Raw genomic sequence first — 12463 nt, 5'->3', positions numbered from 1 at the left:
CCATGGCTGAGAAGGATGATCTGACTGTTGACGACATCCTGAACTCGCAGCAGAGCGGCGCCGCCGCATCTGCTGACCGCGAACCGGCTGCTGAAGAGGCAGCCGGTTCCGGCCATAGCGAGGATCAGAATGGTGCCGCTGGCGAGGCTTCGAACGCAGAAGCTGGCGAAGCCGAAGCTGCTGTTGATCCGCTCGACGATGCAGCAAACCCATACCTCGAAGATCTGCGTCGCCTCTCTGCCGAGTACGCGAACTACCGCAAGCGCACCGAGGCAAACGCCGAAATCGAAAAGCAGCGCGCAAAAGCATCGGCTGTAACGCCACTGCTATCGGTGCTTGACGACCTCGACCGCGCCGAAGCGCACGGTGATCTTGAAGAGGGCAGCGCTTTCGCAACCATCGCGCAGAAGATCCGCGGATCGCTTGAGCGAATGGGCCTTATCGGATTCGGTGAAAAGGGCGAAGCCTTCGACCCTCAGCTGCACGAAGCAATCGCTCAGCTGCCGATCCCCGGTACCGAGCAGCAGACTGTGCTTGACGTTGTCGAGCGTGGATATCGTTTGGGTGAGGTGGAGTTGCGCCCCGCCAAGGTAGCTGTGGCGGTGCCGACCGATGGCTAGTCAAGACTGGCTTGAGAAGGACTTCTACCAGATCCTCGGCGTCTCAAAAGATGTCAGCGAAGCTGATCTGAAAAAGACCTACCGCAAACTCGCGCGCAAGTATCATCCGGATTCAAACCCGGGTGATACTGCGGCCGAAGCGAAGTTCAAAGAGATCAGCGAGGCCTTCTCGGTGCTCTCTGACAAAGAGCAGCGCTCAGAGTACGACCAGATTCGTGCGATGGGTGCTGGTGGTGCTCGCTTCACCTCGGGTGGAGCTGGCGGCCAGGGCTTCGAGGACATCTTCGGCGGTATGTTTGGCGGAGCCGGTGGGCCCGGTGGCCCCGGCGGCCAGCGTTTCACCTTTCAACAGGGTGGCGCAGGCGGTTACGAAGATCTCTTCGGCGGCATGTTCGGCGGTGGACCACGCGCACCGCGCGGGCCGCAGCCAGGGCGTGACATCACCGCATCGACGACGCTCGACTTCGAATCGGCAGTGCGCGGTGACACCGTAACGCTGCAGATGCAGAGCGGCCAGGTCAAGGTCAAGATTCCGGCTGGAGTTGAAGACGGCAAGCGGATTCGCGTGCGCGGCAAGGGCGAACCAAGCCCCAACGGCGGCGCCGCCGGTGATCTGATGCTCACCGTTCATGTGCGCAAGCACCCGGTGTTCGAACGTGAAGGGCACAACCTGCGCGTGAAGCTACCGGTCACCTTCGTCGAAGCGACTCTTGGTGCGACCATCGAGGTGCCCACCCTTGGTGGCGACCCGGTCAAGCTCAAGATGCAGCCGGGCACCCCAAGCGGCCGCGTGCTGCGAGTAAAGGGTCGCGGTGTGCACACGGCAAAGGCAACCGGTGATTTGCTGGCTGAAGTGCAGGTCGCAGTGCCCTCGCACATTAGCGACAAAGCAAAAGAGGCGTTGCTCGCGTTCGACGCGGAGATGCCAGATGAGTCGCCCCGGGCAGATTTGATTGCCAGGGCGAAAGGCTAAAGGAGAGTAGGTCATGGCGCAGCAAAGACCACAGATGGATCGGTTCACTCCGATCTTCGCGATTGCAGCGGCGGCAGAGCTTGCCGAGATGCACCCGCAGACGCTGCGCCAGTATGACCGTATCGGGCTGGTGTCGCCGGGTCGCACGAGCGGCAACACCCGCCGATACTCCCTGCGCGATGTTGAGCAATTGCGCGAGGTGGCGAAACTCTCGTCTGAGGGACTCAGCCTTGAAGGAATTCGCCGCGTGCTTCGCCTAGAAGACGAAGTACAGCAATTGCAGAATCGTGTGCGCGAACTAGAGCGTGCCCTTTCAGATGAACTACTGAGCCGGCCAGAGCGGCGAGTTTTCGCCGCCGGCCAGGCCGGTGAGGTCATATCCATGCGACGCGGATCGCGGCTGCGCCGCAGCGCCGAAGTTGTAGTCTGGCGGCCAGACGGCCGCTAGACGCTGGTTGCTTCGATACGGCCCGGCGATCCAGCGCCCCTCGCGAGACACACCCTTTTTGTCGAGACACACTCGCTTTCAACGTAAATAAGAGTGCGTCTCGGCAAAAGCAGTGTGTTTCACCGCACAAACTGGTGCGAGAATACTTGGGTGACACCGCAGATCAACGAGCTTGAGACGTTTTTCGCCGAACTTTCGCGCGAACCCGACTTCGACGCTCCAGAACTGCAGGCCTTTGATGCCGCAGATCTGTTGCTGATCGAGCGTGCTCACGAGACACTGAACAGCCAAACGGCTGTGCCGTCGCTCGCAGAGGCAACCGTCATACTCGGAGACAGGCACGGAGCCCTCACCCTCGGCGCGATCAAAGCACTTGGCGCGAGCGCTGTTCGGGTGCACCAAGATCCGCTACTCTCTGAGCGCGCTCTCGACGCGAACGCGGCGCGGCTCGACCTCGCCAGCCACTACGAAAAACATGAGTTGGGAGAATCGCTGCTAAGCGGCGCGAGACTCGTACTGCTGCAACTCCCGAAGTCACTCGCTGAACTCGAAGAAATCTCCTTCAACATTGCGCGCTACGCCGACACCGATGTCACCGTGCTCGCTGGCGGTCGCGACAAACACATGAGCCGCGGCATGAACGAGACGCTTGCGAAATACTTTGCCGAGGTGTCGGCGGGGCGTGGCTGGCGCAAAGCCCGAGTACTCACAGTGCGAAGGCCAAAGGACACCGAAGCGCTTGGCGATCCAACGTTCCCGACGCATGCGGGTGACCGAGATGTGCCGTTTCAGCTTTACGCCTTCGGTGCGACCTTCGGCGGGGCAACGCTGGATCACGGCAGCCGTTTGCTCTTGAGTACTCTGCGGTCGCAGCCTCCCGCCACCACGCCTGCGAAGGTGGTTGATATTGGTTGCGGAAACGGTGTGCTTGCGGTCGCGGCGGCGCTGACCTTCGCCGACGCGCGAGTGATTGCGAGCGACCAGTCGGCTGCCGCGGTCGCCTCGACTCGGCTCACCGCCGAAGCCGCCGGGGTCGCGGATCGAGTCGAAGTGCAGCGCGCCGACGCGAGTGAGGCTGTGCCTGAAGGCTGGGCCGATCTGGTGCTCCTGAATCCGCCCTTTCACACGGGCAGCACGGTGCATGCCGGCGTTGGGCAGCGGCTGATCCGCTCCACTGCCGCGGCGCTCGCTCACGGCGGAGAATTGCGCCTCGTGTACAACTCGCACCTGCCGTATCGCGCGCTGATCGAGCGTGAAATTGGTCCCAGCAGGCAGATTGCGCGGGATCGCACCTTTACCGTGCTCGCTGCGACGAAGCGGTAGTCCAGCGTCACTGAACGTCTCCAGCACCTGCGAGAATAACTAGGTGACGACGAGCCCAGATCTTCGACCCGAAGCGGCGAACAACGAGACCCACGAACGCAGCACCTCCGGTGTCGGCCCCTGGCCTGGTGAACGTGCGGACTGGCCGAGTGAGCCATACTACGATCCTGAGCTGCTCGAACACGGCGACACTCGCAACGTGATCGATAGGTACCGCTACTGGCGCACCGAATCGATCAAAGAAGACCTAGATCAGCAGCGGCACACCTTTCACGTTGCGATCGAAAACTGGCAACACGATATGAACATTGGTTCAATCGTGCGCAGCGCGAACGCGTTCGGAGCCGACACAGTGCACATTGTGGGCCGTCGCCGTTGGAACAAGCGCGGCGCAATGGTCACAGACCGATACCAGCACGTTGAGCACCGCGAAGACATTGATGCGCTCATCGAGTGGGCTCAAGCCGAGGGCGTGCCGATTATCGCGATCGACAACGTGCCAGGCTGTGTGCCAATGGAGACTTTCGACTGGCCAGAGCGCTGCGTCATGCTGTTCGGGCAAGAAGGCCCCGGACTCACCGACGAAGCAGTCGCCGCCGCTGAAGCCGTGGTCGAGATCACCCAGTACGGTTCAACCCGCTCGATCAACGCGAGTGCGGCGGCAGCAGTCTCAATGTACTCGTGGGTGCAGCAGCACTCGCCGCTGCGCCCACGGTAAAGATGGTGTAGCTCAGAGACCCTGAGCGAGATCTGCGATGAGATCTTCAGGGCTCTCAAGGCCGATCGACATACGCACAAGACCGGCGTCGGGTTTTGCGTCGCCGGCAACGGGGCGGTGCGTAAGCGCAGCAGGATTCTCAATCAGAGAATCAACTCCACCGAGCGATACAGCGTGAGTGAAGATGTTGACCGAAGTGGTGAGCTTCTCTGCCGCCGCATACCCGCCCTTGAGTCGAATGGAGATCATTGCTCCCGGGCCCGACATTTGTGTGCCAAGCACACCCGCCGGATCCTCATTCATACCGGGGAAATACACCTTCTCGACCGACTCCTGGGTGCTGAGCCACTCGGCCACCTTGCGAGCATTGTCCTGCTGGGCGCGCACACGCAACGGCAGCGTGGTGAGCCCGCGATGCAAAAGATAAGCCGCGAGCGGATGCAAGATTGCGCCAGTGATGGCTCGGATCGGGCGCAGCATTTCCGCGTGCTCTTCTGAACACGCAATCACGCCGCCGATCACGTCACCGTGACCACCCAGATATTTGGTTGCGCTGTGCATCGACATTGCAGCCCCGTGATCGAGAGGGTTCTGCAACACCGGGGTTGCAAAGGTGTTGTCGACAAGGACCGGCACTTCGCCCGACTGCTTCACCACATCGGCAATGCTCACAAGCTCAAGCGTTGGGTTCGCGGGTGTCTCCATCAACACAAGACCAGTGTCGCTGCGCACTGATGCGGCAACCTCATCTGGATTGCAGAAGGTGACCTCGGTGCCGAGCAACCCAGTCGCGAGCAGGTGATCTGTGCCGCCATAGAGTGGGCGAACCGCGACGACGTGCCGCTTACCAGTGCTCGCCGTGAACGCAAGCAGTGCGGCGGTGAGCGCCGCCATTCCGCTGGCGAAAGCTACCGAAGTCTCCGCGTGCTCGAGCTGGGCAAGGCCAGCTTCAAATCGAGCAACGGTCGGGTTCCAAAGGCGTGCGTAGACATTGCTGCCGCCCTCTGGCGGTGTGCCGCCAGTGGCCAGTGCTTCATATGAGTCGCCGCCCTTTTCGATGTCTGGCAGCGGGTTGGTCGTTGAAAGGTCGATCGGCAGGGCGTGCAAGCCAAGCGCGGTCAGATCTTCGCGGCCAGCGTGCACAGCGAGAGTGTCAAAGCTCATGGGAAGGTCGTTCTTCGAGGCGTTCATAGGCATAGTTTGCTGTTCGGTCGAAGAAAATCCAATAGCTCTTGTTTCAAGATCAATGTTTATCTGAAAAACTTGATCTACCGCCAATCAACGTAGAGGCGGGTTGCTGATGGAGGCGAATACTGGTGGCTGAACCCCGGAACGATAGCAAGAAGACGCTCACGCTCGATGCACTTGACTTCGATATCGTGCGCTTGCTCAGCGCCGATCCCACGCGCACCAACAAATCACTCGCCGCAGAACTAGACGTCGCCGAATCGACCTGCGCGTACCGGGTGCGACGCATGCGCGAATCAGCAGTAATACGCCCATTACGACTCGAACTCGACCACAACCAGCTCGGCTATTCGCTGCACGCCGTGATCATGGTGGTGCTGAGCAGCCATTCTCGCGAGGTCGTCGACCGGTTCATGCGCAGCATGGTGCAGACACCCAATGTGCTGCAGGTCATGAACCTCACCGGACGCTACGACTTCTTAGTGACGGTGGCCGTGCGCGACGCCGAGCAATTGCGCACCTTCGTGCTCGACCACGTCACAGTACACCCGTCAGTGCGCGGAACCGAGACGCACATCATCTTTGACATGCGCGAGGGCGGCTGGACGCCGACCGCGGGGAGCTAGCGCAGTCTACGCTGGACGGGCAGCTCGTGTTCTTGCCCTCTCGTCTTCTTGGCTGCCTCTGCTCCTGCCTCTGCACCACGCCCTCTTCCGTTGTCTTGCCTGGTCATCTTCCGTCGTCTTGTCTGCTCGTTTTCCGTTTTCTTCGCCCCCGTTCCTTCCTTGCGACAAACCCTCCGTCGCCGACCCTCCTGCCCTCTGTTGGCAGCCTTCCTGCCTCTCCCGCCGACCTTCCTGCTCCCTACACCAGCCCCCCTTCCGCCGAGTGGATACGTTGTCGCATATTTGCCGCGTTTTTCGTCGCCCCGACGTATCCACTCGGTGACAACGTATCCCCTCGGTGAGGAGAGCAAGGGGCAGTAGCGGGGTGGGGCAGGGAACAGGTCTGACTTGCACTATCCGCTCACAGACGGACAAGTCGAGCAATTCGTGACCGCTTCTGTGGATAACCCACATCTCGCAACAACCTCGGCAAAACTCAAGGCATGAACTCAAGCCCAAAGCTTGACCCGATCTTGGTGGCGATCCTCGATTCGGGCCGACACACCAAACACAGAGTGCATTCCCCGCACGTGCGACCGTCGCTTGACCGCAATGGCGAACTTGTTCGCCTACACCGGGGCAGTTACATGCCGAAGCGGCGCTGGTCGGCCCTGTCAACCGAGGATCGTCACCTTGCTGCCATGCTGAGCGCTCAGAGAGCGGCGACTCGGCCGTTGGTGTTCTCCAGACTCTCAGCCGCGATCTTGCTTGGCCTTTCGGTTCATAAGCCGAGGGATACTCGAGTGCACATTGTCACGTCCGAATCTGGAGCGGGGAAAACCACAGCAGGAATCGTGAGGCATCGGTGCCCCATTGACTCGGCTGAGATTGTCTCCGTACATGGACTACTGTGTACGAGCCCTTTTCGAACTTTGCTTGACCTTGCTCGTTTCGAACCCGCCGAGCTTGCTCTTGCTGCGGCTGACAGTTATCTTCGCCAGGAATACCGAGTTGGTCGAATCGTTGATTCGAACGAAGTCGAACAGTGGCGGGAAGCGTTTGCGATTCGACTTCGACTTCTGCGCGGACACCGTGGTGTTCGACGGGCCCTACAAGTGTGCGAACTTGCTGATGCGAGGTGCGATTCAGTTCTTGAGAGCGTGAGCCATCTGCAACTTCGACGTCTCGGGTTTGATGTGGCGTTGCAGGTCGCAGTGCCAGCACGTTATGGAGGCCACTACTTCGTTGATTTTGAACTCTTGGGTCTTGGCGTTTTTGCTGAGTGTGACGGGAAGAGCAAGTACACCAATAGTGTTCTGCGCGGTGGTCTGAGTGCAGAAGAGGTGGTGTATCGAGAAAAGCGCAGAGAAGAATGGATCTCCTCTAGCACCGGAAAGCGAATCGTACGCTGGGGCTATGCGGACGTAGCGACACCAATTACTCTCGCTCAACTTTTGGAATCCTATGGGGTGCCGATCCCAAAATCGCCGTCCGGTAGGGCCAACTCCTCGCGCCTGGACTTCGAGTAGTGCCTGACAATGTCTGGAACGCAGAACGCCGGAATGAGACGGGGCACCACAAGCACATTGCCGAAAATGCCTATCGAGAGCGAGCGAGCAGCGCCACGGTCAGCGCGGCAATGGTTTCCCCCTCAGCGAGGTCAACCGCAAGTAATTGTTCGATGAGATCGAGGCGCTGGTAAAAGACAGATCGAGACAGTCTTGCCTTCTGCGCAGCGAGCGATCGGTTTGTCGGATGTGCAGTGTAGGCTGCAAGCACAACAAGCAGGTCGCCGGTATGGCCGGGGCCTGAGATGCGGTCGTGTTCGACGAGGGGCGCGAGCATATCCGCAGAGAATTGCTGTAGTTCGGGAGCTCCAGCAAGCGAACGAATCAAATGAGCAAGCGGTTGCCTCTCCGCCTGCTGCACCGTCACCCGGCCGACCTCAGACGACGGTGCTAAACGTCCAGCAGCGCGTAGCTGCTCAAGTGAAGCCACAAGCTGGCCAAGGCGATGTCCGGCCGCACCCAAAGCCAGGTGCGCACGCCAAGCTTTTGGGGTGGTGTCCGGCACCAACATGTCGAGTTCGCGGGCAAGCCGTACCGCGAGCATCGGTGCGTCGCGATCCTCGGCCCAAGCAAGCCGAGGGTCGCCCTCTGGCAGTGAGATCAGGGTCAGCAAAGCGCCCTCACCGTCATCCGTAATCAGCACTCGACCGTCAGGCGCAACCGCGCGTCGAAGGGAGGTTTCAAGAATCGCATGTGCGAGCGAATCGTGCGCCCCAAAGTCACCCGTCCCGCGTAGGGTAGCGGCGAGGATTATCCGCCCCTCGATCGGTAATCCAGCAGCAGTGAGTTGAGCCTCAAGTTCGGTGTCATTGCGGTAGCGTCCGCTCAGAAGCGCCTCAAACACGCGCTTTGAAGCGAGCTGCAGCCACTGGTCAGAACTGGTGTCGGCGAGACGGCCAAGCGCGAGCGCGAAGGCGCCAAGCTCGAGTACGGTACGACGCCCGGCGGGATGCGCCGGTCCTGGCAAGGCTGTGAGGTATCCCCAGCGATTACCGCGTGCTTCAACAGGCACGCGGGCGCTCGCCGCAGGTAGCTTTGGCTCGCCGTCGGAATTCCAAGGGTGCAGGGTCTCGACGGGATCTTCTCCGTGTACCGCGACCGCGACAACCTGGTGTGCGGAGTCTTCAAGCACAACGGGGCAGCCGAGGGTCGCGGCGAGACGCTCAACCACATAATCAACAGGGCTGCGATTGAGGCCAAGCTCGGTGAGCATGTTGTGAACCTCTTCGCGTGCCTGCAGGGCTTCGGTCTGCGCCGACAGGATGCGTTGGTGTACACGCTGAGTGATTTGCACAAAACGAACCTCGTGGTGGAGCACAATCAGCGGGACGCCGCGCGATTCGCACGCCTGTACCAGCTCGCTCGGGGCCGAGGTGAAGCCAATGCCCAGCTCAAGGACGATCGCGGCAACGCCGGTCCCGCCGGCTTCTGTGAGCGAAGTGGCGAGCGAGCGCAAAGCGCGGGCATCGTGCGGCCAGCCGGCGCCGGTGGTGAGGGCTAGTTCACCGCCATCAAGCAACTCAGCGGCGCCGGCTCCGGCGACGACGTGCGCCCAACGAATCTCGCGGTCAAGGCCCCGCGATCCAGCGATAACTTCCGGTGCGCCGGCCTGCACCTCAGGTAGGTCGAGTACCTGCGCGACGGTCGGCAGGGGTTGCTGCTCTGTGCGCGGTTCGCCAGGCAAATCGGATTGAAAGGAGGCGCTCATGACGTAATCATACAATTTGTCCGAGATTTCGCGTATTTCAAGATGAATTGGCCGTGCGCACTCGGTGCAAGCCTTGTGATACTTGGATAGATCGTGTTCCGAGAAATCGAACACATTGACCAAATGCGGTTGCATATTCAACAGAATTCAAAGCAACCAGCAAAAGAACACCCGAACAACAACCCAAGAGCTAGAGAAGAGGGCCAGCTATGGCACGCATTCCCCACGTCATCGCCGGTGAAAAGGTCACCGACGCTGAGCGCACTCAGCCTGTCTACAACCCAGCAACCGGCGAGGTACAGCACGAGCTGAGCATCGCTTCGGTCGAGACCGTTCAGCAGGCCGTTGCTGCAGCAGCCGCTGCCCTGCCAATGTGGCGCAAGACCAGCCTCACCAAGCGCGCAGACGTCTTCTTCAACCTGCGTCAGCTGCTTAAGCAGCGCACCCCAGAGCTCGCAGCAATCGTGACCAGCGAGCACGGCAAGGTACTCAGCGACGCAGCAGGCGAAATCGCACGTGGTCTCGAGAACGTAGAGTTCGCATCAGGTCTGCTGCATCTGCTCAAGGGTGAGCGCGACGAGCAGGTTTCGACCGGCGTCGACGTGCACTCGGTGAAGCAGCCAGTCGGCGTTGTCGCGGCCATCACCCCGTTCAACTTCCCAGTGATGGTGCCACTCTGGATGATCGCGAGCGCGATCGCGTGCGGCAACACCGTCGTGCTGAAGCCATCTGAGCGCGACCCAAGTGCATCGATCTTCATCGCCGACCTCTTCCGTGAGGCTGGCCTGCCCGACGGTGTGCTGAACGTGGTGAACGGTGACAAGGTTGCCGTTGACACACTGCTCGACGCGCCAGAGGTCAAGGCAATCAGCTTCGTTGGTTCGACCCCAATCGCGAAGTACATCTACGAGCGCGCAGCTGCAAACGGCAAGCGCGTGCAGGCTCTCGGTGGTGCAAAGAACCACATGATCGTGATGCCAGACGCCGATCTCGACATGTCAGCAGATGCCGCTGTATCGGCTGCATACGGTTCGGCCGGTGAGCGCTGCATGGCTGTCTCGGTGGTTGTCGCAGTTGGCGGCGTGGGTGACGTGCTCGTGCAGAAGATCGCTGATCGCATGAAGGACCTCAAGATCGGTGACGGCACCGATCCGGCAAGCGAGATGGGTCCGCTCATCACCGCAGAGGCGAAAGCTCGTGTCGAGTCCTACGTTGAGGGTGCCGCGGCAGAGGGTGCAACCGTTGTGGTTGACGGCCGTGACGACAAGTTCGAGGGCAACGGTTTCTTCACCGGCGTCTCACTGATCGATCACGTGAAGACCGACAGCAAGGTGTACCGCGACGAGATCTTCGGCCCAGTGCTTGCAGTCGTTCGTGTCGATACCTACGAAGAGGGCGTCAAGCTCATCAACGAGCACCAGTTCGGCAACGGCACCGCAATCTTCACCCGCGACGGCGGCCTCGCTCGCCAGTTCGAGTTCGAGGTTGAGGCCGGCATGGTTGGTATTAACGTGCCCATCCCAGTGCCAGTCGGCTCGTTCTCGTTCGGTGGCTGGAAGGACTCGCTCTTCGGCGACTCGCACATCTACGGCCCAGAGTCGATCCACTTCTACACCCGCTCGAAGGTCATCACCACTCGCTGGCCAAACCCAGAGCAGTCGAAGGTCGACCTCGGTTTCCCAAGCAACAACTAATGCTCTCTCGCCATTCTGCGTCTAGAGCGTAGCCAAAGTCGCAGGGTCTCGTTCCTCAGAGAGTGAGATTCTGCGACTTTGGTGCACAAGCAGCAGAGCGGCGAAAACCCCGCGCAAAGTAGCGCACAGCATTTTCAGATCGCGTTGGATCAGTCAGCCTGATCCAACGCCAACAAAAAGGACTTCTCAACACATGAGCGATTACATCGACCTCAACGGCGAAGCACAGAGCTTCGGCGACAACGACGCACAGCGTGAGGTGCGCGCAAACGACCGCCAGTACGTTTTCCACTCGTGGTCTGCGCAGGGCGCGATCAACCCACTGCCAATCGCCAAGGGCGAAGGCGTGCGTTTCTGGGACTACGATGGCAACGAGTTCCTCGACTTCTCGTCGCAGCTCGTCAACCTGAACCTCGGCCACCAGCACCCAGGCCTGATCAAGGCGATCCAGGAGCAGGCGGGCCGCCTCGCAACCATCCAGCCAGCACTCGCAAACGACGTGCGCGGCGAACTCGCAAAACGAATCGTTGAGCACTCGTTCGAGGGTGCCCGCTCAGTGTTCTTCACCAACGGTGGCGCAGAAGCAATCGAGTACGCAGTGCGTCTCGCTCGCCAGTCGAGCGGAAAGCGCAAGATCCTCTCGCGCTACCGCTCGTACCACGGCTCGACCGGCACCGCGATCACCATGACCGGTGAACCACGCCGCTGGGCAAACGATGTGATCGACGGCGAAGTTGTGCACTTCTTCGGCCCATACGCCTACCGCAGCGCTTTCTGGGCAGAGACGCCAGAGCAAGAAGCAGAGCGCGCGCTTGCACACCTCGAAGAGCAGATCATGCTTGAGGGACCAAACACCATCGCTGCGATCGTGCTCGAAACCGTAACGGGTACTAACGGTGTGCTCGTGCCACCAGCCGGCTACCTGCCAGGCGTGCGCGCACTCTGCGACAAGTACGGCATTCTCATGATCTGCGATGAGGTCATGGTGGGCTTCGGTCGTACCGGCGAATGGTTCGCATACCAGGGCTTTGGCGTGACACCAGATCTCGTCACTTTCGCCAAGGGTGTTAACTCGGGCTACGTGCCACTCGGCGGCGTCGTGATTTCTGAAGAAATTCATAAGGCATTCGAGGATCGCGCTTTCCCAGGCGGACTTACCTACTCGGGCCACCCACTCGCTTGCGCTGCCGGTGTCGCCACCTTCGACATTTTCGAAGAAGAGGGCATCATGGAGCGTGTGCGCGACCTCGGCGAGCGCGTCGTCGAGCCACGCCTGCGTGAGTTCGCTGCAAAGCACCCATCGGTCGGCGAGTACCGAGGCAAGGGCCTTTTCTGGGCACTTGAGCTCGTGCTTGACCGTGAAACCCGCGAACCACTCGTGCCGTTCAACGCCGGTGGCGAGGCAGCTGCTCCGTTCAACGCAGTGGTTGCTGCGTGCAAGAAGGCGGGCCTCTGGCCATTCGCGGCGGGCAACCGCCTGCAGATCGCACCTCCGCTGGTAATTAGCGAAGAAGATCTGGTGAAGGGCCTCGACATCATTGACGAGGCGCTGACCGTGGCAGATAGTTACTACACGGGCAAGTGATTTGAGTTGGGGGTGCTGGCCACCCCCAACTCA

General features: G+C 60.5%; 11 protein-coding genes. 9 read left to right on the top strand and 2 right to left on the bottom strand.

Annotated features, from left to right (window positions below; all coding sequences use genetic code 11):
* Positions 1-2 precede the first annotated feature (2 nt).
* The 5 genes from QBL02_RS04520 to QBL02_RS04500 all read left to right on the top strand — a co-directional run bounded on the left by QBL02_RS04520 (position 3) and on the right by QBL02_RS04500 (position 4082).
* Complete coding sequence (locus QBL02_RS04520; protein WP_282725158.1) at positions 3-620, top strand: nucleotide exchange factor GrpE; 618 nt, start codon at positions 3-5, stop codon at positions 618-620.
* Positions 613-1593: a DnaJ C-terminal domain-containing protein gene (locus tag QBL02_RS04515; RefSeq protein WP_282725157.1), complete on the top strand. Its 981-nt coding sequence runs from the start codon at positions 613-615 to the stop codon at positions 1591-1593. The genes QBL02_RS04520 and QBL02_RS04515 overlap by 8 nt, the downstream gene beginning before the upstream one ends.
* 34 nt (positions 1594-1627) lie before the next feature.
* Entirely contained in the window at positions 1628-2041 is a 414-nt protein-coding gene (locus tag QBL02_RS04510; RefSeq protein WP_282725284.1) for a MerR family transcriptional regulator, read from the top strand.
* Positions 2042-2191: 150 nt separating this feature from the next.
* Complete coding sequence (locus tag QBL02_RS04505; protein ID WP_282725156.1) at positions 2192-3364, top strand: methyltransferase; 1173 nt, start codon at positions 2192-2194, stop codon at positions 3362-3364.
* A 43-nt stretch (positions 3365-3407) separates the two neighbouring features.
* The gene (locus tag QBL02_RS04500; RefSeq protein ID WP_282725155.1) at positions 3408-4082 is read left to right on the top strand and encodes a TrmH family RNA methyltransferase; all 675 of its coding nucleotides are present in this window, start codon (positions 3408-3410) and stop codon (positions 4080-4082) included.
* A 12-nt stretch (positions 4083-4094) separates the two neighbouring features.
* On the opposite strand, the gene QBL02_RS04495 is transcribed toward QBL02_RS04500, so the two are convergent.
* On the bottom strand, positions 4095-5273 hold the full coding sequence (locus QBL02_RS04495; RefSeq protein ID WP_282725154.1) for a PLP-dependent aspartate aminotransferase family protein: 1179 nt from the start codon (positions 5271-5273) through the stop codon (positions 4095-4097).
* A 125-nt stretch (positions 5274-5398) separates the two neighbouring features.
* Here QBL02_RS04495 and QBL02_RS04490 point away from each other — a divergent pair, with 125 nt between their 5' ends.
* Both QBL02_RS04490 and QBL02_RS04485 read left to right on the top strand, forming a co-directional pair.
* Complete coding sequence (locus tag QBL02_RS04490) at positions 5399-5896, top strand: Lrp/AsnC family transcriptional regulator (protein WP_282725153.1); 498 nt, start codon at positions 5399-5401, stop codon at positions 5894-5896.
* A 482-nt stretch (positions 5897-6378) separates the two neighbouring features.
* Complete coding sequence (locus QBL02_RS04485; RefSeq protein ID WP_282725152.1) at positions 6379-7404, top strand: hypothetical protein; 1026 nt, start codon at positions 6379-6381, stop codon at positions 7402-7404.
* 70 nt (positions 7405-7474) lie between these two features.
* Here QBL02_RS04485 and QBL02_RS04480 read toward each other — a convergent pair whose 3' ends face one another.
* Positions 7475-9151 (bottom strand): PucR family transcriptional regulator, encoded by a 1677-nt coding sequence (locus tag QBL02_RS04480; RefSeq protein WP_282725151.1) that lies wholly within the window; start codon positions 9149-9151, stop codon positions 7475-7477.
* 209 nt (positions 9152-9360) lie between these two features.
* On the opposite strand from QBL02_RS04480, the gene QBL02_RS04475 reads away from it, so the two are divergent.
* Positions 9361-10845, top strand: a complete 1485-nt coding sequence (locus tag QBL02_RS04475; protein WP_282725150.1) for a CoA-acylating methylmalonate-semialdehyde dehydrogenase — start codon at positions 9361-9363, stop codon at positions 10843-10845.
* A 193-nt stretch (positions 10846-11038) separates the two neighbouring features.
* Complete coding sequence (locus tag QBL02_RS04470; RefSeq protein WP_282725149.1) at positions 11039-12430, top strand: aspartate aminotransferase family protein; 1392 nt, start codon at positions 11039-11041, stop codon at positions 12428-12430.
* Positions 12431-12463: the final 33 nt, after the last annotated feature.

Origin of the sequence: Leucobacter sp. UT-8R-CII-1-4, from assembly GCF_030010235.1 — a bacterium.
Taxonomy (GTDB): Bacteria; Actinomycetota; Actinomycetes; order Actinomycetales; family Microbacteriaceae; genus Leucobacter.
This window is presented reverse-complemented; position numbering and strand designations above follow the sequence as displayed.

Excerpts from the sequence above, each read along its gene's own strand:
- QBL02_RS04520 (WP_282725158.1), top strand. The coding sequence starts at position 3 with ATGGCTGAGAAGGATGATCTGACTGTTGACGACATCCTGAACTCGCAG.
- QBL02_RS04515 (WP_282725157.1), top strand. The coding sequence starts at position 613 with ATGGCTAGTCAAGACTGGCTTGAGAAGGACTTCTACCAGATCCTCGGC.
- QBL02_RS04510 (WP_282725284.1), top strand. The coding sequence starts at position 1,628 with ATGGATCGGTTCACTCCGATCTTCGCGATTGCAGCGGCGGCAGAGCTT.
- QBL02_RS04495 (WP_282725154.1), bottom strand. The coding sequence starts at position 5,273 with ATGAACGCCTCGAAGAACGACCTTCCCATGAGCTTTGACACTCTCGCT.
- QBL02_RS04485 (WP_282725152.1), top strand. The coding sequence starts at position 6,379 with ATGAACTCAAGCCCAAAGCTTGACCCGATCTTGGTGGCGATCCTCGAT.
- QBL02_RS04480 (WP_282725151.1), bottom strand. The coding sequence starts at position 9,151 with ATGAGCGCCTCCTTTCAATCCGATTTGCCTGGCGAACCGCGCACAGAG.
- QBL02_RS04475 (WP_282725150.1), top strand. The coding sequence starts at position 9,361 with ATGGCACGCATTCCCCACGTCATCGCCGGTGAAAAGGTCACCGACGCT.
- QBL02_RS04470 (WP_282725149.1), top strand. The coding sequence starts at position 11,039 with ATGAGCGATTACATCGACCTCAACGGCGAAGCACAGAGCTTCGGCGAC.